General features: G+C 72.2%; 28 protein-coding genes and 1 tRNA gene. 11 read left to right on the top strand and 18 right to left on the bottom strand.

What is annotated here, in order from left to right; genetic code table 11:
* The first annotated feature begins 27 nt into the window (after positions 1–27).
* A complete protein-coding gene (locus ACLQ3K_RS11110; RefSeq protein WP_425999289.1) occupies positions 28–1,137 on the top strand; it encodes a hypothetical protein in 1,110 nt (369 codons plus the stop codon).
* Here the strand turns inward: ACLQ3K_RS11110 and ACLQ3K_RS11115 are convergent, their stop codons facing one another.
* Positions 1,138–1,746, bottom strand: a complete 609-nt coding sequence (locus tag ACLQ3K_RS11115) for a pyridoxamine 5'-phosphate oxidase family protein (RefSeq protein ID WP_425999291.1) — start codon at positions 1,744–1,746, stop codon at positions 1,138–1,140.
* 37 nt (positions 1,747–1,783) lie between these two features.
* On the opposite strand from ACLQ3K_RS11115, the gene rnhA reads away from it, so the two are divergent.
* Positions 1,784–2,227: a ribonuclease HI gene (gene rnhA, locus ACLQ3K_RS11120; protein WP_224648900.1), complete on the top strand. Its 444-nt coding sequence runs from the start codon at positions 1,784–1,786 to the stop codon at positions 2,225–2,227.
* Here the strand turns inward: rnhA and ACLQ3K_RS11125 are convergent.
* Positions 2,224–2,661: a DUF2510 domain-containing protein gene (locus ACLQ3K_RS11125; RefSeq protein WP_425999294.1), complete on the bottom strand. Its 438-nt coding sequence runs from the start codon at positions 2,659–2,661 to the stop codon at positions 2,224–2,226. The genes rnhA and ACLQ3K_RS11125 overlap by 4 nt on opposite strands.
* Before the next feature lie 18 nt (positions 2,662–2,679).
* Entirely contained in the window at positions 2,680–3,822 is a 1,143-nt protein-coding gene (locus tag ACLQ3K_RS11130; RefSeq protein WP_425999296.1) for a metallophosphoesterase, read from the bottom strand.
* Positions 3,823–3,904: 82 nt separating this feature from the next.
* Here ACLQ3K_RS11130 and ACLQ3K_RS11135 point away from each other — a divergent pair.
* A tRNA-Arg gene (locus tag ACLQ3K_RS11135) sits at positions 3,905–3,981 on the top strand.
* 9 nt (positions 3,982–3,990) lie between these two features.
* Here the strand turns inward: ACLQ3K_RS11135 and ACLQ3K_RS11140 are convergent.
* From ACLQ3K_RS11140 to ACLQ3K_RS11160, 5 genes are all read right to left on the bottom strand, one after another.
* Positions 3,991–4,983 carry an ABC transporter substrate-binding protein gene (locus ACLQ3K_RS11140; RefSeq protein WP_425999298.1) on the bottom strand — a complete coding sequence of 331 codons (993 nt, stop codon included), beginning with the start codon at positions 4,981–4,983 and terminating at the stop codon, positions 3,991–3,993.
* Between the two features lie 82 nt (positions 4,984–5,065).
* A complete protein-coding gene (locus tag ACLQ3K_RS11145) occupies positions 5,066–6,646 on the bottom strand; it encodes a VWA domain-containing protein (RefSeq protein ID WP_425999300.1) in 1,581 nt (526 codons plus the stop codon).
* Between the two features lie 30 nt (positions 6,647–6,676).
* Positions 6,677–6,883: an antitoxin gene (locus tag ACLQ3K_RS11150; protein WP_425999302.1), complete on the bottom strand. Its 207-nt coding sequence runs from the start codon at positions 6,881–6,883 to the stop codon at positions 6,677–6,679.
* Between the two features lie 10 nt (positions 6,884–6,893).
* A complete protein-coding gene (locus ACLQ3K_RS11155) occupies positions 6,894–8,006 on the bottom strand; it encodes an MBL fold metallo-hydrolase (RefSeq protein WP_224648875.1) in 1,113 nt (370 codons plus the stop codon).
* A 2-nt stretch (positions 8,007–8,008) separates the two neighbouring features.
* Positions 8,009–8,743: an enoyl-CoA hydratase gene (locus tag ACLQ3K_RS11160; protein WP_425999305.1), complete on the bottom strand. Its 735-nt coding sequence runs from the start codon at positions 8,741–8,743 to the stop codon at positions 8,009–8,011.
* A 23-nt stretch (positions 8,744–8,766) separates the two neighbouring features.
* On the opposite strand from ACLQ3K_RS11160, the gene ACLQ3K_RS11165 reads away from it, so the two are divergent.
* Complete coding sequence (locus ACLQ3K_RS11165) at positions 8,767–9,861, top strand: NAD(P)-binding domain-containing protein (protein ID WP_425999307.1); 1,095 nt, start codon at positions 8,767–8,769, stop codon at positions 9,859–9,861.
* Positions 9,862–10,265: 404 nt separating this feature from the next.
* On the opposite strand, the gene ACLQ3K_RS11170 is transcribed toward ACLQ3K_RS11165, so the two are convergent.
* Complete coding sequence (locus ACLQ3K_RS11170) at positions 10,266–11,075, bottom strand: aldo/keto reductase (RefSeq protein ID WP_224650081.1); 810 nt, start codon at positions 11,073–11,075, stop codon at positions 10,266–10,268.
* A gap of 66 nt (positions 11,076–11,141) precedes the next feature.
* Between ACLQ3K_RS11170 and ACLQ3K_RS11175 the strand changes: the two genes are divergently transcribed.
* Positions 11,142–12,650, top strand: coding sequence for a carboxyl transferase domain-containing protein (locus ACLQ3K_RS11175; protein ID WP_224650079.1), 1,509 nt, complete (start codon positions 11,142–11,144; stop codon positions 12,648–12,650).
* On the opposite strand, the gene ACLQ3K_RS11180 is transcribed toward ACLQ3K_RS11175, so the two are convergent.
* Entirely contained in the window at positions 12,651–13,175 is a 525-nt protein-coding gene (locus ACLQ3K_RS11180; RefSeq protein WP_425999310.1) for a DUF4333 domain-containing protein, read from the bottom strand.
* A gap of 116 nt (positions 13,176–13,291) precedes the next feature.
* Complete coding sequence (locus ACLQ3K_RS11185; RefSeq protein ID WP_425999808.1) at positions 13,292–14,488, bottom strand: Nramp family divalent metal transporter; 1,197 nt, start codon at positions 14,486–14,488, stop codon at positions 13,292–13,294.
* Between the two features lie 138 nt (positions 14,489–14,626).
* Between ACLQ3K_RS11185 and ACLQ3K_RS11190 the strand changes: the two genes are divergently transcribed.
* Entirely contained in the window at positions 14,627–15,427 is an 801-nt protein-coding gene (locus ACLQ3K_RS11190; RefSeq protein ID WP_425999312.1) for a HugZ family protein, read from the top strand.
* 25 nt (positions 15,428–15,452) lie between these two features.
* On the opposite strand, the gene ACLQ3K_RS11195 is transcribed toward ACLQ3K_RS11190, so the two are convergent.
* Complete coding sequence (locus ACLQ3K_RS11195) at positions 15,453–17,105, bottom strand: hypothetical protein (protein ID WP_425999314.1); 1,653 nt, start codon at positions 17,103–17,105, stop codon at positions 15,453–15,455.
* 144 nt (positions 17,106–17,249) lie between these two features.
* Here ACLQ3K_RS11195 and ACLQ3K_RS11200 point away from each other — a divergent pair, with 144 nt between their 5' ends.
* From ACLQ3K_RS11200 to ACLQ3K_RS11215, 4 genes are read left to right on the top strand one after another with little or no spacing between them, the layout of a single operon-like run.
* Complete coding sequence (locus ACLQ3K_RS11200) at positions 17,250–17,498, top strand: FitA-like ribbon-helix-helix domain-containing protein (RefSeq protein ID WP_224650068.1); 249 nt, start codon at positions 17,250–17,252, stop codon at positions 17,496–17,498.
* Positions 17,495–17,917: a type II toxin-antitoxin system VapC family toxin gene (locus ACLQ3K_RS11205; protein WP_425999316.1), complete on the top strand. Its 423-nt coding sequence runs from the start codon at positions 17,495–17,497 to the stop codon at positions 17,915–17,917. Before ACLQ3K_RS11200 ends, ACLQ3K_RS11205 begins: the two co-directional genes overlap by 4 nt.
* Positions 17,918–17,949: 32 nt before the next feature.
* The gene (locus ACLQ3K_RS11210; protein WP_224650064.1) at positions 17,950–18,204 is read left to right on the top strand and encodes a type II toxin-antitoxin system Phd/YefM family antitoxin; all 255 of its coding nucleotides are present in this window, start codon (positions 17,950–17,952) and stop codon (positions 18,202–18,204) included.
* Positions 18,201–18,593, top strand: coding sequence for a type II toxin-antitoxin system VapC family toxin (locus ACLQ3K_RS11215; protein WP_336669953.1), 393 nt, complete (start codon positions 18,201–18,203; stop codon positions 18,591–18,593). Before ACLQ3K_RS11210 ends, ACLQ3K_RS11215 begins: the two co-directional genes overlap by 4 nt.
* Positions 18,594–18,709: 116 nt before the next feature.
* Here the strand turns inward: ACLQ3K_RS11215 and ACLQ3K_RS11220 are convergent, their stop codons facing one another.
* The 4 genes from ACLQ3K_RS11220 to ACLQ3K_RS11235 all read right to left on the bottom strand — a co-directional run bounded on the left by ACLQ3K_RS11220 (position 18,710) and on the right by ACLQ3K_RS11235 (position 22,140).
* Positions 18,710–19,069 carry an FKBP-type peptidyl-prolyl cis-trans isomerase gene (locus ACLQ3K_RS11220; protein ID WP_224650059.1) on the bottom strand — a complete coding sequence of 120 codons (360 nt, stop codon included), beginning with the start codon at positions 19,067–19,069 and terminating at the stop codon, positions 18,710–18,712.
* Between the two features lie 51 nt (positions 19,070–19,120).
* On the bottom strand, positions 19,121–20,413 hold the full coding sequence (locus ACLQ3K_RS11225) for a citrate synthase (RefSeq protein WP_224650057.1): 1,293 nt from the start codon (positions 20,411–20,413) through the stop codon (positions 19,121–19,123).
* A gap of 87 nt (positions 20,414–20,500) precedes the next feature.
* Positions 20,501–21,388 (bottom strand): aldose 1-epimerase family protein, encoded by an 888-nt coding sequence (locus ACLQ3K_RS11230; RefSeq protein WP_425999319.1) that lies wholly within the window; start codon positions 21,386–21,388, stop codon positions 20,501–20,503.
* A gap of 89 nt (positions 21,389–21,477) precedes the next feature.
* Entirely contained in the window at positions 21,478–22,140 is a 663-nt protein-coding gene (locus ACLQ3K_RS11235) for a TetR family transcriptional regulator (RefSeq protein WP_425999321.1), read from the bottom strand.
* Positions 22,141–22,254: 114 nt separating this feature from the next.
* Between ACLQ3K_RS11235 and ACLQ3K_RS11240 the strand changes: the two genes are divergently transcribed.
* A complete protein-coding gene (locus tag ACLQ3K_RS11240; protein ID WP_425999323.1) occupies positions 22,255–23,169 on the top strand; it encodes an SDR family NAD(P)-dependent oxidoreductase in 915 nt (304 codons plus the stop codon).
* A gap of 3 nt (positions 23,170–23,172) precedes the next feature.
* On the opposite strand, the gene ACLQ3K_RS11245 is transcribed toward ACLQ3K_RS11240, so the two are convergent.
* On the bottom strand, positions 23,173–23,841 hold the full coding sequence (locus ACLQ3K_RS11245; protein WP_425999325.1) for a DsbA family protein: 669 nt from the start codon (positions 23,839–23,841) through the stop codon (positions 23,173–23,175).
* Between the two features lie 35 nt (positions 23,842–23,876).
* A complete protein-coding gene (locus ACLQ3K_RS11250) occupies positions 23,877–25,103 on the bottom strand; it encodes an MFS transporter (protein WP_425999327.1) in 1,227 nt (408 codons plus the stop codon).
* Positions 25,104–25,126: the final 23 nt, after the last annotated feature.

Genomic DNA, 25,126 nt, shown 5'->3' on the forward strand with positions numbered 1-25,126 from the left:
CGGGCATCACGTCGTAGGAGGTCCGCAATGCCCGATTCACCGCCCGCATCCGCATCCGGCGCGGCCCGGATCGCCGGGCTCGCCCTCGCCGTGGCGGGCGCCGTCGGCCTCGTCGTGGCGGCCTTCCTCACGTGGTACACGGTCACGGCCAGGGCGCCCGAGGGCGTGCCGGGAGGCCTGCTCTCCTCGCTCGAGGCCCGGGTCAACGGGATCGGCGCGGTCACCATGCCCGCGTTCGGCGGCGCCGACGTCTCGTCCTCCGTACCGAACGACGTCGCGTGGGGAGGTTGGGTGGCCGTCGGGCTCGCCGTGGCCGTCGTGCTCCTGGCGGCGGTCGCGGCCCTCGGGCCCGCCGGGCAGCGACGCCTCGGCGCCGCGGGGGCCGTCGTCGTCGGCGTGGCCGGGATCGCCCTCGGCGTGTACGCGGCGGTCGTCCCCGTCGGCACGCAGACGGTGGCGGTCGAGGGCCTGAACCTGCAGGTCGACACGAAGGCGGGCGTCGGCCCCTACGCCGTGATCGTCGCCGCCGTGATCGCGACGCTCGGAGCCCTCGCGCTGCTCCTCGCCCGACGGTCCGCCCCCGCCACCGTCGCGCAGCCCGCTCCACAGGCGCCGCAGTTCCCGGCGTCGCCGTTCGGGCCCGCCGGCCAGGCGTCCGGCGCTCAGGCTTCCGGCGCTCAACAGCCCAGCGGTCAGCAGCCCGGCGGTCAGATCCCCGGTGCACAGCTTCCCGGCGCCCCGCTGCCCGGCGCACCGCTGCCGCCCACGCACCTGCCTCCCCAGCACGCGCCGCAGGCACCGTCCAACCAGCAGTACCCGCCGGCCGACCCGGCCTGGGGCCGCCCCGTCGCGCCGCCGATGCCGGCGCACACGCCGCCCCCTCTCCCCGCCCCGGCCGCCGTGCCCGACGAGCAGACGCGGACCGCCGTGGCGCCGGTGGCGCAGCGCCGGCCGCAGCCCGACTGGGACCGGAACTGGCCCGGCACGGTGCCGCCGAAGCCGGGGCCGGTCACCCCGTCGGAGCAGCACACGCAGGTCGTGAAGCGGCCGCCGCGCCCGGTGAAGGTCTCGCCCAAGCCCGAGACGGAGGCGATCCCGCGCCGCGATCCGCGCTTCGACAGCCCGACGCAGCCCTGATCAGCCGGCGTCGCCCTCCAGCTCGGCGACGCGGGCGCGCAGTCGGTCGATCTCGGTCTGCAGCTCGGCCTCGCGCTCCGCGGCGACCTTCTGGTACGCCGCCCCGAGCTGCTTGATGTACTCGCGGTCGAAGCGCGGGATGATGCTGCGCTGGCAGTTCCAGTCGAAGGCCTCGACGGCGATCTCGATGACCCGGCGGTCCGCGGTCTCGCGCACCGTGCCGCGCCCGAAGACCTTGAGCCGCACGCGCCGCGGGTAGTCGACGAAGAACATGGCGAGCCGGTCGTCGTCCGCGAGGTTGCCGAGGGTGACGAACTGGTTGTTGCCCGGGATGTCGATGAAGCCGAGCCGCCCCGTCGCGGGGTCGTGCTGCACGAAGCCCGCCGGGCCGCTGCGGTACTGCAGGTAGGGCCAGCCCTGCGGGGTCACGGTGGCGAGGCAGAACTGGTCGGCGCGGGTGATCATGAGCAGCTCGCGGTCGGTGAGGGCCTGCGGCCCGTCGTCGCCCCGCTCGAGCTGCCGGCCGTACGCGACGTAGCTGCCGTTGCGGCGCTGGCGTTCCAGGGCGTCGTCGCCGAAGACCAGGTGGTGGTAGTGATTGTTCGGCACGGCTTCACGGTAGCGCGCACCGCTAGGATGGCTCCTCGTGGCGGACGAGATCGTGATCTACACCGACGGCGCGTGCTTGGGGAATCCCGGGCCGGGAGGCTGGGGCGCGGTGCTGCGCTTCGGCGAGCACCAGAAGGAGCTGTACGGCGCCGAGAAGGACACGACGAACAACCGCATGGAGCTCATGGGCGCCATCTCCGCGCTCGAGGCGATCACGCGGCCGATGCCGGTGGTGCTCTACACCGACAGCTCGTACGTGAAGAACGGCATCACCAAGTGGATCGCCGGCTGGAAGCGCAACGGCTGGAAGACCTCCGCCAAGCAGCCCGTGAAGAACGCCGAGCTGTGGCAGCGCCTGGAGCAGGCCGCCGCGCAGTACGAGATCGACTGGCGCTGGGTGAAGGGGCACGCGGGCAACGAGGGCAACGAGCTCGCCGACCAGCTGGCCTCGCGCGGCGCGCAGGAGGCGCGGGACGCCTAGTCGCGCTCCGAACGTCGAGTTCTGCGACGACGGACAGGTCCCTGCGCGCCTCCGTCAGCGGAGAACGCGACGTTGGGAAGCAGGCGACGCTTCACGGGTCGTTGCGCGGGGCGCAGCCTCGGCGGCGCATCGGCCGTGCGGGTCCGGACCTTCGCAGTCGAGGCGGCCCCGGGGTCGGCGAACCGGCGGGTCCACTTCGTGCCGTTCCACCAGCGCATCCGCGCGGCGTCCTCGGGGTCCGGGTACCAGCCCGCGGGCGCGACGGGCGGCGGCAGCTCGACCCGGCGCGGCAGCGACAGGCCCGCGGGGACGCGGGTGGCGGGGAGCATGAGGACGGGCACGCGACGGGCGGCGGTGGGTTTGCGGCGGGTCCGCGCCGACGGGGCGACGCTCACCGTCACCGGCCCGACGTCGGTACTCGCGCGGATCGCCATACCCGGATCATGCCCCGGTCAGGCCGCGCTCAGCTCCAGAATCGCGATCTCCGGCGGCGCGGCGACGCGCACCGGCGGCCCCCACGCGCCCGCGCCACGGCTGGTGTAGACGGGCATCCCGTCGACGGATTCGAGCCCCTGCAGCGCGGGCTGCTGCAGCCGGACGAAGTACCGGAAGGGCCAGATCTGGCCGCCGTGCGTGTGCCCCGCGACCTGCAGGTCCGCGCCGCGCTTGGCGAACTCGCGGCCCTGCAGCGGCTCGTGCGCGATGGCCACCGTGAAGGCGGCGGGATCGACGCCGGCGAAGGCCGCGTCGTAGTCCACCTCGTGCGGCGCCTTGCCCGTCCGGTCGTTGGCGCCCACGAGCGTGACCGTCGCGCCGTTCCGCTCGAGCCGCGCCGAGCCGTTGGTCAGCGGGACGACGCCGACGTCGCGCCAGCGCTGCACCCAGTTCACGACGTCGCCGGCGTAGTACTCGTGATTGCCGGTCACGGCGAACACGCCGAGCGGGGCGCGCAGGTCGCGCAGCGGCGTCAGGTCGTCGCCGATCTGCGCCACCGTGCCGTCGATGAGGTCGCCGGCCATCAGCACGAGGTCGGGCCGCTCGGCGTTGGCCCGGTCGACGACGCCCTGCACGAAGCCGCGGCTCCGCACCGGGCCGGCATGGATGTCCGTGATGAGCGCGACCTTGAGCGGGCCGAACGCGGCGGGCATCGACGCGAGGCGGATCTGCGTGTGCGTCACCCGCGGCGTCGCGGCCTCGACCAGCCCGTACAGCGTCGCGGCGACGGCGCCGATCACGCCCACGAGGGCCACGGCGCGACGGAGCGGCGCACCGTCGAACCCGGGGCGGACGAGCCGCACCAGCCGGGTGAGCACCCACAGGACGCCGAGGACGAGCAGGGTGAGCAGCAGGTAGAAGATCGTCGCGAGCCACGTGAGACCGGCGGCGCTGATCCAGCGGACGCGATCGGGGGCGATCGCGCCCGCGCCCGCGAGCAGGCCGACCGCGCTGCACGCCGTGAGGACCACGGCCACGGCGACGGCGACGTTCCCGGCGATGCGCGCCGGCCGGGTCGTCCACCGCCGGACCACGCGACGCTGCACGAGAGCCAGCGAGCCCAGCGTGACGACCAGAAGTACTGAGATGCCGATCGGCACGCGGCCAACCCCCTCGTGATGCTGCAAACTCGGACATCCGAATGTACCCGGCGGGCTCCGCGTGGCTAAACTCGTGCCGCACGCCCTCGTAGCTCAGTCGGATAGAGCGGATCTCTCCTAAAGATCAGGTCGCAGGTTCGATTCCTGTCGGGGGCACCACGCGCGCGGCTACCGCCCGGAGATCCAGGACGGGATCGCGGGTCCCTCGACCCCGAACGCGGCCGCGATGTCCGCGAGGATCGTGTACGCGCCCTGCACGCTCACCGAACTGATCCACTCCCGGTCCTCGACCGTGACGACCTTCGGGACCAGCGACGACCACAGGGGGTTGCGCTCGAACTCGCCCCGCGCGTCGGCGGCCTTCGCGCCGTTGGTCGCGACGAAGATCTTGGTCCCGTCCGCCATCGGGATCTGTTCGGGGCTGATCTCCACCATGAGCTGGTCGACGTCCTGCGACGCGGGCCGGGCGAGGCCCGCATCGGCGATCACCATCCCCGTGAACGACTTCCGACCGTAGAGCCGGGTGGGCCCGCTGGTCACGAACCGCACGACGGAGACCGTCGCCTGCTCCCCGGCCTTCGCGCGCACCGCGCGCCCGACCTTCGCGGCTTCTGCCTCGTACTGGGTGAGACGCTCGGCGGCCAGCGACTCCTTGCCGAGGCTCTTCGCCAGGAGCGCGATGTTCTCTCGCCAGGTCTGCCCGGTCGTCTCGCTCATCACGGTCGGCGCGATCGCGCTGAGCTGCGAGTACTGCTTCTCGTGGCGGACCTTGGCGCTGACGATGACATCGGGGTCCAGCGTGGCGACGCGCTCCACCGAGGGCGCCGTCAGCGGGCCGACGCTGACCGCGCCCGCACCGAAGCTACGCGACGCGCCCAGGTGCTCGGCGAGGCCGCCGCCCTCGGTGCGGTAGTCGGTGTACCCGACCACCTGGGTCTCGAGCATCAGGGCCTGCTCGACGTAGGAGTCGTCCAGCGCGACGATCCGCTGCGGCTGAGCGGGGATGGTCGTCGTCCCCATGGCGTGCTCGACGGTCCGCGGGAAGCCCGCCCCCGGCGTACCGCTGCCCGCGGACGGGCCGGTCGGCGAGGCGCTGCCGCAGGCGGTGAGGGTTCCGATGGCGAGCGCGGCGATCGCGATCCGCACGAGGGACGACTTCATGGGCGGGCTCCGTTTCCGAACACGTCAGACGATGAGGGGAGCCTATCCTAGGTAGTCCGATATGCCCGACCGGTCCGGAAGCCTACTTCGCGCGCTTGGCGACCGCGTTCACGAAATCCGCGAGCATCTGCTGCTCGGTGTCGGCCGACTGCGCGGTACCGCCGGTGGCGTCCGCGATCCGCTTGAGGGCCGGCAGGTCGGCGTCCTTGCTGATCCCGACGGTGTGGATGTTCACCGGCCGCGCCGGGTCCACCAGCTTCTTCAGCTCGGCCACCAGCTGGTCGAGGGTGGTGCCGCCGTTCTTCTCGTTGCCGCCGTCGCTGAGCAGGATCAGCGAATTGGAGTAGGCGGGGTCGAAGTCCTTGACGGCCTGTCGGTAGGCGGCGAGCGTCGTGTCGTAGAGGCCGGTGCCGCCGCGGACGCGGCCGGGCAGCGAGTTCACGCCGTCGAGCAGCAGCTGCCGCTGGGTCTTGTCCCCCCGCTTGTCGGAGAGGCGCGCGGTAGGGACGACCTCGGTCCAGTCCTTGCCGCCGTTCGTGGCGAGGGAGAAGGTCCACAGGCCGACGGCGTTCGCGTCGGGGATCTGGGTCACGACCTTGGTGAAGCCCGACGCGAGCATCCCGATGCGGGTGGTGTCGCCCACCTTCTCGTCCATCGAGCCGGAGGTGTCGACCACGACGAGCGCCTTGAGCGGCACCGCGAGGGTCGAGTAGGCCTGCTCGGCGTGCGCGAGCCGGGTCCGATCGGGGTCGGGGAGCGCCGTCACCGCGCCCACGCCGCCCGACGGTGCCTCCGCCAGCGCGGTGCCGCGCAGGCCGTCGCGCGCGAGGGCGGCGAGGCCGTCGCCGGAGGTGAAGGCCGCGGCGAGGCGCTTGCCGGCGTCGGTCGCGGCGGCCTGACGCTCGCCGGTGGCGGCGACGGCGAGCAGCAGCTCGTCGCGCGGGGCACCGGTCTTGGGGACGACGGCGGCGAGGTCGCCGCGTCCCTTCTTCGCGGCGAGGTAGGCGTACTCGGGCACGACCACGACGCCGCCGTCGGCGGCCGCGGCCGTGACGGGATCGCCGTCGACGCGCTTGGCGGCCTGGGCGTACTGCGCCAGGACGGCGTTGAGGGCCTGGTCGTCGCCGCCGCCGGGGCGGGTGGACTCGGCGACGGCCGCGACGACCGGCGCGTCGGCGTAGGGGGAATCGGCCGTGACCGCGCGGATCGTGGCCTGCGTCATGGCCTCGGACCAGCTCGCCGGCTGCGGGACCGCGGCGCCCGCCAGGACGATCGGGGAGCCTGCCACGACGGTGGTCGGCAGGTCGCGGCCGAGCTGGGCGGAGACCGCCTCCGCGCGCGAGCGCGACGGGGCGAACCACAGGTCGGCGGCGCCGGCCTGCAGCCGACCCGCGGACTCGCGGTCCGGCGCCTCGGCGACCGCGATGGTGGTGCACTTGTCGGAGGCGAGCGACGCCTGCGAGCGGAGCGCCGGCGCCAGCGCCGGATCGGCCATCACGGTGACGGTGCTCGACGCGCCGCAGCCCGCGAACTTCCCGCCGACGATCGCGACGATCCCGGCGACGAGCACCGCGACCAGCCCGGCCCCGACGAGAAGCCGCGCGACGTTCCTGCCGCGCGGCTTCTCCGCAGCCGGTTCACCCGGCGCGTAATGACGACCCATGAGAGCAGTGTCGCCCTTTCTGAAGGTGTGTTACTGCTGCGGACCCTGCTGGTCCTGGGGGCCCTGCTGGCCCTGCTGGCCGCCGGCGAACTTCTTCGCGGCGTCCTGCGCCTTGTCCACCTGCGCGGAGTACTTGCCGCCGGTCTTGCCGTCGATGAAGTCGCCGGCCTTGTCGATGACGCTCGGGTTCTTCCCCAGCGCCTGCTTGGCCTTGTTCGCGAGATCCTTGAAATCCATGCGTGCCAGGCTAGCGGACCGTCGACCACCAGTCGTGCGTACCAGGCATGATCGCGCCCGCGGGGCCCGCGCCGGCACCGTCGACCCGGCCGCCCGGCATGGGGATGATCGTGGCGACCCCGGCCTCCTCCGCGGCGGCGAGGAGCCGCTCGACGGGCTCGGACCAGTCGTGGAAGGCGAGGTTGAACGTGGCCCAGTGCACGGGTACGAGCGGGGCGCCCGGCTTGGCGATCATCGCGTGGATCGCGACGGCCTCCTCCGGGTTGGTGTGCACGTCGGGCCAGAGGGGGTCGTAGGCGCCGATGGGCAGCAGCGTGAGGTCGAACGGGCCGAAGTGGTCGCCGACCAGCTTGAAGCGCTCGGTGAAGCCGGTGTCGCCGCCGAAGAAGACGGAGTGCTCCGGGCCCACGAGCGACCAGGACGCCCACTGCGTGGAGTTACGGGTCAGGCCGCGGCCGGAGAAATGCCGGGCCTCGGTGCACACGACCTTGACGCTCTTCCCGTCGCGGGTCAGCGTGTGCGCCTGGTCCCAGTCCAGCTCGACGATCCGGTCCTCGGGGACGCCCCACGCGCGCAGGTGCCCGCCCACGCCGACGGGCACGCAGAAGGGCACGTCGCGGTCGCGGGTGAGCTCGTCGATGGTGGGCAGGTCGAGGTGGTCGTAGTGGTCGTGGCTGATGATCACCGCGTCGATGTGCGGCAGCGCGCTCAGCGCCACGGGGACGGGGTGCAGCCGCGCGGGGCCGATGGTCGGCGACGGCGACACCCGCTCGCCCCAGACGGGGTCGGCGAGGATCCGGAAGCCGTCGACCTCGATGAGCACCGACGAGTGCCCGAACCAGGTGACGGCCAGGTCGGAGGGCTGCTCCGGGCTCGGGTCGGCGGCCAGCGGGATCGGGCCCGACGGTGCCCCCACCCCGTGCCGGGCCCGGCCCACGACGCCGCGGGCGATCTTGGCCGCGTCGAACCGCTGGTGCGGGCTGTCCGGATCGGTGTTGGTGTAGACGGTGTCCACCTGCGCGCCCATCGACCGCTTCAGGCCGCTCGCGGCGCGGATCCCCGCGGCGCCGGCGATACCGGCGGCCGCGCCCGCGGCGAAGGTGACGACGTTCCCCAGCCGCATGATCAGCGACCCGTGAAGCGGGGCTCGCGCTTCTCGATCCGGGCCATGATGGCCTCCTTGAGGTCCTCGGAGTCCCACACCGCGTGCAGGCGCTCGACCTCCTCTTCGGTGGCCGGCTCCAGCGCCACGTCCGTCTTGAACAGCGCCTTGTAGTTCTGCAGCGAGAGCGGGGCGAGTTTCGCGATACCGCGGGCGAACTCGAGCGCCGCCTCGCGGTCGCCGATCGCGTTGGCGAAGCCCAGGTCCAGCAGCTTCTCGGCGCCGATCTTCTGCGCGGCCATCAGCACACCGCGGGCGTGGCCGCCGCCGACCAGATCTTCGAGGCGGCGCAGCGTCCACTTGTCGATGGTGACGCCGAGCTTGGCGGCGGGGATCGCGATCGTCGCGCTGGGATCCAGCACGCGCAGGTCCGCGAGCATCGCCATCTGCACGCCCGCCCCCACCGCGGGCCCGTTGACCGCGGCGACCAGGATCTGCTTCATCGACTCGACCCGGCGGTAGAAGCGGATGACCCGCTCCATGAAGTTCTTGTCCAGCACCGCGCCCGATCGCAGATCCGCCCCCGCGGAGAACACGGTGCCCTGCCCCGTGAGCACGATGACGAAGACCCCGTCGGCCTCCGCGCGGTCGAACGCCGCCTCCAGGCCGTCCATGATCTCCGGGTTCAATGCGTTCCGCGCTTCCGGGCGCTGGAACTCGATGACGGCGACCCGGTCCTCCAACGTGTAACCAATCATGGCAGGCAATCTACGCTACGGGGGTGAAGGATGTCGTCGTGGTCGGTGCTGGCCAGGCCGGTCTCTCGGCCGCCTACTTCCTCCCCAGGTTCGGTATCGAGAATTCTATTGTTCTCGATCACAACGCCGGTCCCGGGGGCGCGTGGCGGCAGCGCTGGCCGTCGTTGACGCTCCGCTCGGCGAATCACGTCCATGACCTGCCGGGCTGGGGTCTGCAGGACGCGCTGGGCACCGACTGCGATGACGTCCCGGCCGCCACCGGCGTCGCGCAGTACTTCGGCGACTACGAGAAGCGGTTCGACATCGACGTGCACCGGCCCGCCCACGTCGCCTCGGTCTCGCGCTGCGACGAGGGCTACCTCGTGGCCGGGCACGGCGCCGAGGGCCCGTTCGAGTACCGGACCGCCGCCGTCATCAACTGCACGGGCACGTGGGACCGGCCGTTCTGGCCGACGGTGGCCGGCGCACCGTCGTTCCGCGGGACCCAGCTGCACGCGCACGACTACCGCACCGCCGAGCCCTTCGCGGGGAAGCGGGTCGCCGTGGTCGGCGCCGGGATCACCGCGGTGCAGCTGCTCCTGGAGATCGCCGAGGTCGCGGAGACGTCCTGGTTCACCCGCCGCGAGGTGCAGTGGGACACCACGCCCTTCGATCCCGACAAGGGTCGTCGCGCCGTAGCGCGCGTGGAGGAGCGGGTGCGGGCCGGCCTGCCGCCCGGCTCCGTGGTCTCGGTGACCGGGCTGCCGATGACCGACGCCATGCGCCGCGGCATCGAGGCGGGGGTGCTGGTCCGGCGCCCGATGTTCGCCTCCCTCTCGCCCGACGGTGCCGTGCTCGCCGACGGAACCCTCGTGCCCGCCGACGTGATCCTGTGGTGCACCGGCTTCCGCTACTCGATGGACCACCTCGCGCCGCTGAACCTGCGCTCCCCCGGCGGCGGCATCGTCATGACCGGCCGGCTCGCGACCGAGGTCGCCGGCGAGCCGCGGCTGCACCTGCTGGGCTACGGCCCGTCCGCGTCGACGATCGGGGCCAATCGCGCTGGGAGGGAGGCGGCGAAAGCGATCGCCGAGGTCGTCGGCGGGGCGCTGGGTACGGGCCGGGCGGGGCGGGGATGACGCGGCTCGCTTAGACGTCGGACCGCTCGCCTAGCGGCTCGGGGCCTCCGATGCGCTCGACCGCGTCTTCCCCACCCCACCCTCGTTCGTTCGTAGTCGCGTCCGGTACGGCCGTCGTCTCGCGTGGGCCTTGGGGACCAGGGGGTCGTTTGCGGGCGGCTCTCCGATTGTGTCCGAGATGGACAAGGCCCCATCTTTCGAAGGGGTCTGCGACGTTCGGCGTCGCATTCGTCGCAGAACGCTTCGAGAAGTGTCGGTGGGTGTGGTGGCGCCGTGGCGTGGCGTCGCCCCCGCGCCGCGTCAGCAGGGGCGTTGTCCGAATCGGACAGGATCCGAGAGTCGGCCGGAGGGCACCGTCGGGCCCCGGGAGCCGCAGCGCGGCGCCCCGGGGCCGGACCGGCGGATCAGCGCAGGTTGAACGTGGCCGGATCCGGCCCGATGCGCTTGCCGGGCAGCGCGCTGATGCGGGCGACCTCGTCGTCGGAGAGCGTGAAGCCGAAGACGTCGAAGTTCTCGGCGATGCGGGCGGGCGTCACCGACTTGGGGATCACGACGTTGCCGAGCTGCAGGTGCCAGCGCAGGATCGCCTGCGCCGGGGTCACGCCGTGCGCGGCGGCGACCTCGACGACGGCGGCGTCGGTCAGGGATTCGCCCTGGCCCAGCGGCGACCAGGCCTCGGTGGCGATGCCGTGCTCGGCGTGGAAGGCGCGCAGCTCGTCCTGCGGCAGGCCCGGGTGCAGCTCGATCTGGTTGATCGCCGGGGTCTCGCCGGTCTCGTCGATCACGCGGCGCAGCGCCTCGACGGTGAAGTTGCTGACGCCGATCGCCTTCGCGCGACCGGAGTCGCGGATCTGCTGGAAGGCCTTGAAGGTGTCGACGTAGCGGTCGTACTCGGGGACCGGCCAGTGGATGAGGTAGAGGTCGACGTAGTCGGTGCCGAGCCGCTCGAGCGAGGCGTCGAAGGCGCGCAGCGTCTCGTCGAAGCCCTGATCGGAGTTCCACAGCTTGGTGGTGAGGAAGACCTCGTCGCGGGCGAGGCCGCTCTCGGCGATCGCACGACCCGTGCCGGCCTCGTTCTCGTAGACCTTCGCCGTGTCCACGCTGCGATAGCCGACCCGCAGGGCCTCGGCGACGGCGTCGTGCGCACCGTCGTCCGACACCTGCCAGACGCCGAAGCCGAGCTGGGGGATCGAGGTTCCGTTATTGAGCTTCACGTTCGGTACGGTCATGGCCCGAACAACGCGGCCAGAGGGCCGAGTGTTCCCAGTAACCTGAATTCCATGGCGATCACCGCGCAGGACCTCATCGATGCGATCCTCGACCGCGGCACCTTCACCAGCTGGGACGGCCCGCTGCCGGACGTCGCGCCGGACGCCGAGTACGCCGCCGCGCTGGAGCGCGCACGGGAGCGCTCGCACCACGACGAGGCGGTCATCACCGGCGAGGGCCGCATCCGCGGGCAACGGGTCGCGCTCATCGCGTGCGACTTCGCATTCCTCGGCGGCTCCATCGGCGTCGCCGCGGCCGAACGGATCGTGACCGCGGTCGAACGCGCGACCGCGCTGCGGCTGCCGCTGCTAGCGACGCCCACGTCGGGCGGCACGCGGATGCAGGAGGGCACCGTCGCCTTCCTGCAGATGGTGAAGATCTCCGCGGCGGTCACGCTGCACAAGCAGTCGGGCCTGGCCTACCTCGTCTACCTGCGCGATCCCACGATGGGCGGGGTGTTCGCGTCGTGGGGCTCGCTGGGGCACGTGACCATCGCGGAGCCCGGCGCTCGCATCGGATTCCTCGGGCCGCGCGTCTACGAGGCGCTGCGCGGCGAACCCTTCCCCGACGGGGTGCAGACCGCCGAGCACCTCTTCGAGCGCGGCCTCATCGACGGCGTGGTGCCGCTCCGCTTCGTCCGGCTGCTCGCGCATCGCACGCTCCGGGTGCTCGCGGGCGCGCAGGACGCCGACCCGCTGGCCCCGCACCTCGGCGTCCGCGAGGAACTCGACGCCGCCGACGACGGCACGCCCGCCTGGGACTCGGTGCGGATCAGCCGCGAGCCCGGGCGGCCCGGCGTGCGCGCCTTCCTCCGCCACTCCGCCACGGACCGGCTGCCGCTGTCGGGCACCGGCGAGGGCGAGACCGACCACACGCTGCTGCTCTCGCTGGCGCGGGTGCAGGGCTATCCGTGCGTGGTCGTCGGGCAGGACACCACGCGGGCCGAAGGCGCGGCGCTCCCCCTTCTCGGCCCCGCGGCGCTGCGCGCTGCCCGCCGCGGCATGCGGCTGGCCGCGGAGCTGAACCTGCCGCTCGTCCTCGTCATCGACACCTGGGGCGCGGCGCTCTCCCCCGAGGCCGAGGAGGGCGGGCTCGCCGGCGAGGTGGCGCGCAGCCTCTCCGACCTGGTCACCCTCACGGTCCCGACGGTGTCGGTCCTCCTCGGGCAGGGCACGGGCGGCGGCGCGCTGGCGATGCTGCCCGCCGACCGGGTGCTGTGCGCGCAGCACGCGTGGCTCGCGCCGCTACCGCCGGAGGGCGCGAGCGCGGTGATGTACCGCGACGCCGACCACGCCGCCGAGATGGCGGACCGGCAGCGGATCCGCGCGGCCGACCTGCTCGCGGACGGCATCGTCGACCGGGTGATCCCGGAGCGACCGAATGCGGCCGACGAGCCGACGGAGTTCTCCCGCCGCGTGGGCCTCGCAGTGAGCGACGCCCTCGCGGAGCTCTCCCTCATCCCCGATCCGATCCGGATCAGCCGGCGGCTGGATCGCTACCGCTTCCTGGGCGGCCGCTGATCAGTTCCCGACGGTGACGCCCCACTGCACGCGGGCGGAATCGACGGTGGTCACCGTCACGGTCACGTCGTGCCGGTGACCGCCGGCGTTCATGACGCAGCTCTGCCGGGCCCCGACGGTGCCGGCGAGCGCGCCCGCACAGCTCACCGAGTCGACGCGCCGACTCCGCTCGAGCACCTCGTGGGTGCGCCGCTCGAGCTCGCCGATGGCCACCCGCCGGCCCGCCTGGGGCACGCCGGCGACCGTCGAATTCCACTGCACCCGATCACCGTCGACGTCGGTGACCTTGAGGGCCACGGCGAACTCCTCGCCGTCCCGGGTCAGGACGCAGGACTGCGCCGCCCCCACCTCGGCCGCGAGTCCGCCGTCGCAGTGCAGATCGTCCGACGGTGCCGCCGCCACCTGCTGGAGGGTGCCGTTTTCGACCTGCTCCTGAGCGACCTCGGTGGGCGAGAGCATGGTCCAGCACGCGGCGATCGCGACGCCGGCACCGCCGACGACGACCGCCAAAGCCCGCAGACCCATCGCGACTCGTTTCCGTGACTAAACTCCGCCTTCACGACATGTGAATTGCGTTTATTGAATCACGGTACAGTTGCGATCTCAACACGGAAGTGATCCGTGTCGCGCTTAGGCGCGTGTCAGCCGGTGACGGTGAGGTAGATCAGCGCGACGTTGAGAGCGACGATCAGCGCGCCCGCGGCCGCGGACGCCCAGCGCAGGGGCGCCCGGTCGGCGAACTCCCCCATGAGCGCCCGGTCGGCGGTGTAGCGGCGCAGCGGCAGCAGGGCGAAGGGGATGCCGAAGCTCAGCACCACCTGCGAGATGATCAGCGCCTCGGTAGGCGGCACGCCCAGCGCGAGCACCCCGATCGCGGGGATCATCGTGACCAGCCGGCGCACCACGACCGGGATCCGCTTGTGCAGCAGGCCCGCCATGATGGTGCCGCCGGCGTAGCTTCCGACCGACGTGGACGCGAGGCCCGAGGCGAGCAGGCCGACGGCGAACAGCCCGGCGACGACGGGCCCGAGCGCGTCGCGCACCGCGGCGTGCGCACCCTCGATCGAGTCGGTGCCCTCGACGCCGTACAGGCTCGACGCCGCGAGCACGAGCAGCGCGATGTTCACCGCGCCGGCGATGATCAGGGCCAGCACCACGTCGACCCGGGTCACCTTGAGCAGCCGGCGCGCCCGCTCGACGGCGCCCTCGGCGGGCGGCGTGCCGTGCCGGTCGACGACCAACGCGGAGTGCAGGTAGATCGCGTGCGGCATGACGGTCGCGCCCAGCATCGACGCGGCGAGCAGCACCGTCTCGCTGCCCTGCAGGCGCGGGACGAGCCCGCTGAGGAAGGCGGCACCGTCGGGCGGCGCGGCGATCAGGCCCGCCACGAAACCGACCACGATGATCGCGAGCATGCCGATGATGACCAGCTCGAACCGGTACTGGCGGCGGCCGTCGGCGAGCGTGAGCAGCAGCGTCGAGATCATGCCGACGATGAGACCGCCCCAGACCAGGGGGACCCCGAAGAGCAGGTTCAGCGCGAGCGCGCCGCCGATGACCTCGGCGATGTCGGTGGCCGCGGCGACCAGCTCGGCCTGGCCCCAGAACGCGAGGCGCGACCGGCGCGGCAGCCGCTCCCCCAGGACCTGCGGCAGCGAGCGGCCGGTGACGACGCCGAGCTTGGCGGACTGGTACTGGATCATCACTGCCATGACGTTCGCCAGCACCAGCACCCAGACCAGCAGGTAGCCGTACTTCGCGCCCGCGGTGACGTTCGCGGCGACGTTGCCCGGGTCGACGTACGCGATCGCGGCCACGAAGGCGGGTCCGAGCAGCATCAACGCGCGAACGGGAGGGCGCTTCGTCGGCACGACGGTATCGGTGAGCACGTTAGAAGGTTAAGCGAACACAGAGTTTCGGTCAACCGAAACCTTGGGTGCCGCGTGCCGGGACCAGGCACGCCCTAGGCTGCTCCCATGACTGTTCGCGACCACGGCGACCCCGGCGACGCCCCCACCATCGCCCCGCCCCTGACGGACGTCGCCGAGCCCCGGCGCCCCTCCGCCGCCGAGGAGGCGCGCACGGTCGCCTCGGCCGGCAACACGGCGACCCTCGGCAGCCTCTCCGCCGACGGCGGCCCCTGGGCCTCACTCGTCACGTACGGGCTGCTCGGCGGCGACCCGGTGCTGTGCGTCTCGCACATGGCCGAGCACGGCCGGAACCTGGCGCGCGATCCCCGCGCGAGCGTCTCGATCGTCGCGCCCGACGCCTCGTCGGATCCCCTGGCCAACGCGCGGATCACCCTGGCGGGCACCGTCCGCCGCCCCGAAGGCGATCAGCTATCGGCGGCCCGGGAGGCGCATCTCGCCGCCGTGCCCGCGGCGAAGTACTACATCGACTACAGCGACTTCACCGTGTGGCTGCTTGAGGTGGAGCGGGTCCGCTGGGTGGGCGGATACGGCCGGATGGACTCGGCGTCGAGCGCGGATTACGCCGCCGCCGAACCGGATCCGGTCACCCCGCACGCCGCGGGCGCCGTGCGCCACCTCAACGACGACCACGCCCCGGCCCTGCTGGACATGGCCCGGCAGCTGGGCGGCTACCCCGACGCCACTGCGGCGCGCTGCGAGCGCGCCGACCGGTACGGCCTCGACATCCATGTGGACACCCCGCGCGGCTGGGCCGTCACCCGCGTCGGCTACCTCGCCCCGCTGGACGCGCCAGCCGAGCTGCGGCAGGCCACCGTCGCCCTCGCCCGCCTGGCGGCCGGGCGGTAGCGGACCCACCGCCCCGGCGCCGGCGTCAGTTCGCCGGGGCCGGCGTGGTGGTCGTCGGGACCGGCACGGCGACGGTCGGCTTCGGCGCCACCGGCTTCGGGGCGACGGTCGTGGTCGGCACCGGCGCGACGGTGGTGGTGATCCGCGGCGGGGTGATCACGGGCGGCTGCGTCGTCGGGGGCTTCGTGACCACCGGCGCCTGCGTCGTCGGGGGCGCCTGCGTCGTCACGCGCGGCGGAGCGATCGTCGTGGTCGGGACCGGCGCGACGGTCGTCGTCGGCGGGGCGACGGTGACCGGCGGCGCGACCGTCGTCGGCGCGACCGTCGGTGCGACGGTGGGCGCGACCGTCGGCGGCGCGATGGTCGTCGGCGGGATCGTCGGCGCCGCGGTCGTCGGCGCGACCGTCTGCGGGGACGTGCCCGGCGGAACCGTCTGCGGCGAGGTCCCGGACGTCGCGGTCGGGGCGGCGGTCGAGGTCTCGGTCGGGCGGGTCACCGTGCCTCCCTCAGAGGTCCCGGCGCCGACGGGGGCCGACGTCGCGGCGGTGGTGCCGCCCGTCGCATCCCCGGCCCGGCCCGCCGTGGTGGTCGCGGCGGTGGTGGTCGGGCTCGCGACGGCGACGGAGACGCTGGTGCCGATCGCGTCCTCGACGGACGCGCGGCTGCCGGCCTGGACGGTGGCGCCCTGCAGCGCGGCGGCGACCGGCGCGGTGACCGTGGCGTCGGTGTTCACGTTGCCGGGGACGGCCTGGCCGGGAAGCGCGACGATGGGCGCGACCTTCGCCGAGGTCGGCAGCGGCGCGAGCACCACGCCGGGCGCGACGGGCGCGGTCACCGTGGTCGTCGTGGTGGTCGTGGTGGTGCTCGTCGACGTGGCGGTGTACACCGGCGCGAGGATGCGGCCCTGGTCGCGCACGTCGACGACGCGGCCGGGCGTGACCGCCCAGACCGGGTAGAACGGGTCGGTGAAGCGCGGCGGGACCCGGCGGTACGGGTTGCTGAAGATGTTGATCGTGATGGACACCGAGATGATCGGCTGCGGCCGGGGGCGGGTCCAGCTGCGCGGGTAGATCCAGATCACGGGGACGTCGGCGTGGAAGCCCGGGTCGAACCAGGGTCGCGGGTAGCCGGGCCGGAGCCACGGGCGGGGCTGGTCCGGGGTCCACGGGCGCACGCCGAGCTGGCGGCCGTACAGCGTCCAGCAGGTCTGCGTCTGCTGCTCGATCCCGGCGATCCACGATCCCCAGCGGCCCGTCTCGCAGATGGATCGGTAGGCGTCGATCTGCGGCTGCGTGTACTGCCACGGCCGCGTGTTCGCGGGCCGCGACATCGGCGCGGGCGGGGCGGGCTGCGGCGCCACGACGAGCCCCGGCACCGCGGGCGCCGGCGGGTAGTAGACGGTGGTGTTGTTGCTGGTGGAGGTGATGGTGCCCTGCGGCAGGCCCGCGTTCACCGCGGCCTGCGCGGGGATCGGGTCGCCGACCATGGTGACGTCCTTGGGCGGCACGACCACGCCGTCGGTCTGGAAGGCTCCGGGGTTCGACGTGTACTGATCGCCCGTCACCGGGCTGAACGCGACCGGCGAATCCTCGCTCGAGGAATCCTTGCCGCAGCCCGCGACCAATCCCGCCACCGAGAGCGCCGCGACCGCCGCAGCTGAGACCCTGACCCTGTTCATCTGTCCTCCGACCCCGCTCGCCGGCGCGAATCGCGGCGATATCCACCCATTCTTATCGGCCCGGCGACCCGCGCGCCATCGTCGGGACAGGATCGGGACCGATTCGAGACCGACAGCGATGACAGCATTGCTAGCATTGCTGTCATGGCGACGCTGACGATCCGCAACCTCCCCGACCGGGTCCGGGACCGGCTCCGGGTCCGCGCCGCGGAGAACGGCAGGTCGATGGAGGCGGAGGCGCGCATGATCCTGGAGGAGTCGCTGATCGAACCAGGGAAGGTCGATCTGAGCTGGGTGGAGGCGATCATCGAGGTGGGCAACGAGTTCGGTGGGATCGAGCTGGACATCCCCGCGGACGCTCCTGCCGAGGTCCCCGATTTCACAGACCTATGATCATCCTCGACACGAATGTCATCTCCGAACTCATGCGCGGCGAGGCGAAGAGCGATCGCCGCGTCGTGGAGTGGGCGCGGGCGCTCAGCGAGCAACCGGTGTCGACCGTGATCAACCACGCCGAGATCTTGTCCGGGTTGGCCGCACTTCCCGCGGGCAGGCGTCGGGCGCAGATCCTCGCGCGGGCCGAGAACATCCTGCTCAATCTCGGCCCGGCTCTGCCCCTCACGCCGGATTGTGCGGGCGCGTACGCCGCGATCGTCGCCGAGCGAAAGGCAGCGGGGTCGCCCGTCGGTCAGATGGACGGCCTCATCGCTGCCATCGCGCGGACCACCGGTGCGGCCATCGCGACGCGGAACGTCAGTGACTTCGACAGCCTCGGCCTGCGCCTCGTCGACCCCTGGACCGCGGAAATCTAGACAGAGGTAGATAAATGCGTAGCCTGGAGACCATGAAGAGCATCACCGTCGCCGAGCTGCGCCAGAACCCCACGGCCGCGCTGGCGGAGGTGGAGAACGGCGAGACCTACGAGGTGACGCGGCACCGTCGAGTGGTGGCGCGGCTCGTGCCGCCCGAGCCGGCCATCGAGTTGATCCCCCCGAAGAAGCGCGGCGGCGCCCGGCTGTCCGAACGTCCGGGTCCCGTCACGAACCGCTCGGTCGCGGAGATCGACGAGCTCCTCCGCGAGATGCGTGAGGACCGATGACGTTCTACTACCTCGACACATCCGTCGCGATCCACGCGCTACTGCGCACTCCCGGGGCGCTGGAATGGTTCGACGCGGTCTCCGCGGATCCCGAGTCGACGATCATCTCGTCCCGGATTCTGCAGACGGAGCTCACCCGCTACCTCCGCCGGGAGTCCGCCGAGGTGGCGGCCCGGAGCCAGATCCTCGACCACGTCTCCGCGATACCGCTGTCCGAGGCGATCCTCACCTCGGCCGAGTCGATCGCCGAGCACGTCCGCGCACTCGATGCGATTCATCTCGCGTCGGCGATGGTCGGTGGGTCGCGGACGGTGGTGGTCACGCACGACGCACGGATGCGAACGGTCGCGGAGGCGAACGGGCTCACCGTGCTGGACCCCGTGGCCTGAGAAACGCGAGAGCCCCGCACCGTCGAATGACGGTACGGGGCCCTGAGCGCAGAACTGTTACTTGACGCCGAGCAGGTCATCACGGGGACGAAGCCCCGTGCTCGACGAACGTCGAGCTACTTGACGCCGAGCAGGTCGATCACGAACACGAGCGTCTTGCCCGACAGGCGGTGGCCGCCGCCCGCGGGGCCGTAGGCCAGGGCGGGCGGGCAGATCAGCTGGCGACGGCCGCCGACCTTCATGCCCGGGATGCCCTCCTGCCAGCCGGCGATGAGGCTGCGCAGCGGGAAGTTGATGGACTCGCCGCGGCTCCACGAGGAGTCGAACTCCTCGCCGCTGTCGAACTCGACGCCCAGGTAGTGGACGTCGACGACACTGCCGGGCTGGGCCTCGGCGCCGTCGCCCACGACGATGTCCTTGATGACGAGCTCGGTGGGCGCGGGGCCCTCGAGGAACTCGATCTCGGGCTTGGTCATAGAGACTCCTTTGATCAGGCGGTGCAGATTGTCGCGCCGGATGGGCGGCATCTACGCGCCGGGGTAGTCACGGGCGGTCGAGCCCGTGTAGATCTGCTGAGGACGGCCGATCTTGGTGGTCGGGTCCTCGTGCATCTCACGCCAGTGGGCGATCCAGCCGGGGAGCCGGCCGAGCGCGAACAGCACCGTGAACATGCGCGTCGGGAAGCCCATCGCGCGGTAGATCAGACCGGTGTAGAAGTCCACGTTCGGGTAGAGCTTGCGCTCGATGAAGTAGTCGTCGTGCAGCGCGACGTCCTCCAGGCCCTTGGCGATGTCGAGCAGCTCGTCGGACACGCCGAGCAGCTCGAAGATGCGGTCCGCGGTCTGCTTCACGATCGCCGCACGCGGGTCGTAGTTCTTGTAGACGCGGTGCCCGAAGCCCATGAGCTTCACGCCGTCTTCCTTGTTCTTGACCTTGTTCATGAAGGCCGTGGTGTCGCCACCGGAGGCCTTGATGTCGTCGAGCATCTCGAGGACGGCCTGGTTGGCGCCGCCGTGCAGCGGGCCCCACAGGGCGTTGATGCCGCCCGAGATCGACGTGAACAGGTTGGCGTTCGACGAGCCCACCAGGCGCACGGTCGACGTGGAGCAGTTCTGCTCGTGGTCGGCGTGCAGGATGAGCAGCATGTCGAGGGCCTTGACGATCTCCGGGTCCACCTCGTAGGGCTCGGCCGGGAAACCGAAGGTCATGCGCAGGAAGTTCTCCACCAGCGACAGCGAGTTGTCCGGGTAGAGGAAGGGCTGGCCGACCGACTTCTTGTAGGCGTACGCACAGATCGTCGGGAACTTGGCGAGCAGGCGGATGGTCGAGAGCTCGACCTGCGCCGGGTCGTTGTGGTCCAGCGAGTCCGGGTAGTACGCCGAGAGGGCGTTGACCGCCGACGAGACCACCGGCATCGGGTGCGCGTTGCGGGGGAAGCCGTTGAAGAACAGCTTGAGGTCCTCGTGCAGCAGGGTGTGCCGCTGGATCTTCGCGGTGAACTCGGCGAGCTGCTCCGGGGTCGGCAGCTCACCGTGGATCAGCAGGTAGCTGACCTCGATGAACGTCGACTTCTCCGCGAGCTGCTCGATCGGGTAGCCGCGGTACCGCAGGATGCCCTGGTTGCCGTCGATGTAGGTGATCGCGGACTTGCACGAGGCCGTGTTGACGAAGCCGTTGTCGAACGTGCTGTAGCCCGACTGCGCGAGGAACTTACCGAGAGCGATGCCGTCTGCACCCTCGGTCGCCTTGACGATCGGCAGCTCGATCTGGCCGCCGGGATAGGCGACCGTAGCGTTCGCGGTGTTGTCATCAGTGGACAATGTTCGTATCCCCTCGCTGTGGTCGGCGGATAAAAGCTACCTGGCTAGAACCTAGCGGTATCGCGGTTCCGCGAGGAAATCGGGCCGTCACCGGATGCCCCATTCGGTGCCCCACCGGGCGCCCGGAGCCAGCCGGATCACGTCGGTTCCGGTGTGGAGGGCGTTGCCCGGGGCGGACATCGGCTCCACCGCCAGGGCCCGGCCGCGGCCCGGGTATCCCTTGCCGTTGACCGGGTCCGCGATGAACACCTGGGCCCACGGCAACGACGGTGCCGTCCACAGCTCCGCCGCCCCCGACGGGCCGCGGAGCACGGTGGTCCGCGCCACGTCGGTGAAGGGAGTGTCGATCTGCACACCGTCGAGCGAGCGCGGGGCGCGGTAGTCGTACTCCGTCCCGTCGACGGTGCGCGGCGGACCGTCGGGCAGCAGGCGCCCGTCGAGGGGCTGCCAGCGCCCGGCCCCGAGCTCCAGGGTGCAGGCGTCGACGGGGTCGTCCCCGACGCGGAGGTAGGTGTGGAAGCCGACGGCGAGCGGCAGGTCGACATCACCGTCGTTGCGAGCCTCGAAGGCGCAGGTCAGGCCGCTCTCCGCGACGCTGTACCGGATCCGCAGGTGCAGGCCGAAGGGCCAGCCGGGGTGGCGCCCGACGTCGAGGACCAGCGTGACGGCATCCGATGCGACCTCGACGTCGTCCCAGTCGACGCGGCGCACGAGGCCGTGGTCGGCGGTGCCGGTGACGTCGCTGGTGACCGCGAGGCGGTGGACCTCGCCGTCCCAGGTGTAGATGCCGTCCTCGGTGCGGCCGGGCCAGGGGGCGAGCACGAGCCCCGCCGACAGCGGCGGCTTCGCGCCGAGCGGCCACTCCTCGGTGAGGGCGACGCCGTCGCGGCGGAGGCCGCGCAGGCCCGCGCCGGTCCGCGCGATCTCCGCGACGTAACCGCCGGCGGCGATCGTGAAACCGGGTTGCACCGACATGGGCGCAATAGTACGGGCGGGGACGGGTGCGGCGAGCGGCGTCCGCCCGACGGCCGCCGGATGCAACCCCCCGCAACGTCGGAGGGACCTCAGCGGGCGAGCGTCCCGGCGATCACGGTCGCGACGGCGGACTGCAGCGCGGGCACGAGCTCGACGCGGAAGACGGCGAGGGCGGGGTCCACCAGGTAGGCCGACTCGCACAGCCGCGACTGCTCGGCCTGCGCGTAGACCGCGCCGGAGAGGGTGAGCATCAGCGAGCCCACCACGGGGGCGTCGTCCCCCAGCTCGGGGATCGCGCGGGTGATGACGGACGACAGGGTGTCCAGCCCGGCGAGGGCGGCGCGCTTGAACCGCACGATCGCCTCGGTGGAGACGTTGCGCTCGAGCACGGAGGCCTGCGCGGAGACGAGGTCCAGCAGGTCGGGGTGCGCGGCGGCGACGCGGGCGTAGACGGCGGCGAAGGCCTCGATCCGCTCGGGGAGCGCCGCGTCGCCCAGTACCTCGGCGGCCCACGCCTCGTCGAGCTCGACGATGCAGGCGGTCGCCGAGCGCATGAGCACCTCGAGCAGGACCTCCTCGCGGGACTCGAAGTAGCGCAGCACGTTCGACTTGGCCAGGCCGACGCGGCGGCTGAGCTCGCTCAGGGTGAGGGCGGCGACCGGCATCTCGCCGAGCATGCCCGCCGCCGCGGCCATGATCGTCTCGCGCCGCTCCTGCCGCTGCTCCGCGCTGCGCGCCCGTTGGAATCCCACGGACCGATTTTACAGACCGTCGGTCTATTGACAGCAGAACGGTGTTCTTTTACCGTGGAGTCAATCAACAGACCGGCGGTCTCTTAAGCCGTCGTGGACCACCGAGGAGCAAGTATGAGCTGGACCGAGAACGACGTACCCACCCAGGCCGGACGGGTCGCCGTCGTCACCGGCGCCAACACCGGACTCGGCTTCGAGACCGCCCGGGCGCTCGCCCAGAAGGGGGCCGAGGTCGTCCTCGCCGTCCGGAACACCGACAAGGGCGCCGACGCCGCCCGGCGCATCGCCGCCGTCGCGCCGGGCGCGACGGTCCGCGTCCAGCGCCTCGACCTGGGCTCGCTCGCCTCGGTACGCGACGCCGCCGCGGAGCTGCGCGAATCGACCCCGCGGGTGGACCTGCTGATCAACAACGCCGGCGTCATGTACCCGCCGAAGCAGACCACCAGCGACGGCTTCGAGCTGCAGTTCGGCACCAATCACCTGGGCCACTTCGCCTGGACCGCCCAGGTGCTCGACCTGCTGCTGGACGTGCCCGGTTCGCGCGTGGTGACCGTCGCCAGCATCGCGCACCGCATCCGCGCGGCGATCCACTTCGACGATCTGCAGTGGGAGCGCTCCTACGAGCGGGTCGCCGCCTACGGGCAGTCGAAGCTGTCGAACCTGCTCTTCCACTACGAGCTGCAGCGCCGCCTCGAGGCCCGCGGCGCCGAGCGCGGCACCGTCGCGCTGGCCGCGCACCCCGGCATCGCCGACACCGAGCTGGTCCGCAACCTCCCGGCAGTGCTGCAGAAGGCGCAGGCCTTCGCGCCCCTGTTCTCGCACGACGCGGAGCACGGCGCGCTCCCCCAGCTCCGGGCCGCAACCGATCCCGGCGCGCTCGGCGGCCAGTACTACGGCCCCGACGGCCTCGGCGAGCGCCGCGGCGCCCCGAAGGTCGTGGCGTCCAGCGAGCAGTCCTACGACCTGGACCTGCAGCGCCGCCTGTGGTCGGTGTCGGAGGAGCTCACCGGCGTCGCCTTCCCGGTCTGACCCTCAGCCCAGGATCTTCTGCAGCCAGCCGGAGTCGGTGAGCGCGACCTGCGCGCCGTCGTGCAGAACTGTCGGGGTGCCGGTGCCGCCGGCCGCGGTGAGCAGCTTGAGGTTCGCGGCGCCCACGGCCTTGCCGTCGATACCGGTGGAACCGTCGCGGATCTTCGTCACCGCGGTATCGACGGTGCCGGACGCGCCGGCGATGGTCGCGATCTCGGCGTTCGTGAGGTCGCTCGAGCCGCCCTCCTGGGGCTGCGAGAGGAACATCGACGTGAGGAAGCCGAGGGCCGCGTCGGTCCCGCCGGACCGGCCGACCTGGAGGAAGGCCGCCAGCGCCCGCGAGGAGTAGTCCCCGCTCGCGGACTGCCGGTCGAGGAAGCTCACCGGCCGGTACTCGACGGTGAGCCGCCCGCTCCGGACGGCGGCGGTGATGTCCGTGCCGTACGTCGTCTCGAAGCTCTTGCAGGCGGGGCACAGGAAGTCCAGGTAGACGGTGATCGTCGGGCCGCCGGTGCCGACGCGGACCGCGCCGTCGTCCGACCCGGCCGTGGCGCCCGCCCCGCCCGACGGCGCCGCCACCGCCGTGCCCGCGACGGTGCGCGCGCACCCGGACAGGGCGAGCAGCGCGACGAGCACGGCCACGACGACGGAGATCCCCCGTTGCATCCTCATGCGCCGAGGATACGGCCGGTCCCGCGTGACACGGGTCAGCGCGTGACGCGGTACCGGACGAAGGCGGGCACGGCGAACGCGGCGAGCACCGTGAAGACGATGACGAGCACGCCGCCGCCGGCCGCGGCCATCGCGGCGCCGGCGGAGGCGGCGGCCGCGCCGTGCAGCGCGTCGCCGATCCGCGGCCCGCCCGCGACCACCACGACGAAGACGCCCTGCAGGCGTCCGCGCATGTCGTCGGTCGCGGCCTGTTGGAGCATCGTGGTGCGGAAGGCCGCGGAGAACATGTCGGCAGCGCCGCCCAGCGCGAGCAGCACCAGCGCCGCCCACAACCAGCTGAAGTGCGCCGCGACGCCGAATCCCCCGATCGCCAGGCCCCACAGCACGATCATCACGATCACGGCGAGCCCCTGCCGGGAGACGCGCGACGTCCAGCCCGAGAGCACGCCGCCGAGCACGGCGCCCACCGACATCGCCGCGAACAGCGCGCCGAACACCCAGCCGCCCTCGATCGGGTCGCCGAAGTTCTCGTGCGCGATCTGCGGGAACAGGGCGCGCGGCATGCCGAAGACCATCGCGATGATGTCGACGACGAAGCTCATGAGCAGCACCTTGTGGCCCGCGAGGTACCGGAAACCGTCGATCACGGAGCTCAGCCCCAGCGACTGCCCCTTGTCCTCCGCCTTGATCGACGGCAGCTTCCACACGGCCCAGAGCGTGACCATCAGCGACGCCGCGTCGAGAGCGTACAGCCAGTGCACGCCGATGATCGGGATGAGCGGCGCGCCCAGCATCGGGCCGGCGATGGCGCCGAACTGCATCACGGTCATGTTGAGCGAATTGGCCGCGGGCAGCTGCTCCGGCGGCACCAGGCGCGCGTAGATCGCGGACCGGGTCGGCTGATTCACGCCGAAGAAGGCCTGCTGCAGCGCGAAGGCGCCGAGGATCAGCCAGACGTTGTCGGGCAGCAGCGCGAGCATCAGGGCGGTGCCCGCGAGCCCGAGCGTGGTGCCGATGATCACCAGGCGCCGGTCGAGCGCGTCGGCGATCGCCCCGCCCCACAGGCCGAAGATCACCAGCGGGACCAGGCCGAAGACGCCGGTCAGGCCGACGTACGCCGACGAGCCGGTGATCGCGTAGATCTGCGCCGGCACCGCGACCGCGGTGAGCTGCGCGCCGATGACGGTGACGATCCCGGTCCACCACAGTCGCCGGTAGTCGGGGTTCTGGAGTGGCCGCGTGTCGGCCAGGAGTCTCGGCACCTGAAAGATCCTACGACTTCCTC

It is taken from the genome of Tsukamurella sp. DT100 (genome assembly GCF_049844855.1).
Classification (GTDB): domain Bacteria; phylum Actinomycetota; class Actinomycetes; order Mycobacteriales; family Mycobacteriaceae; genus Tsukamurella.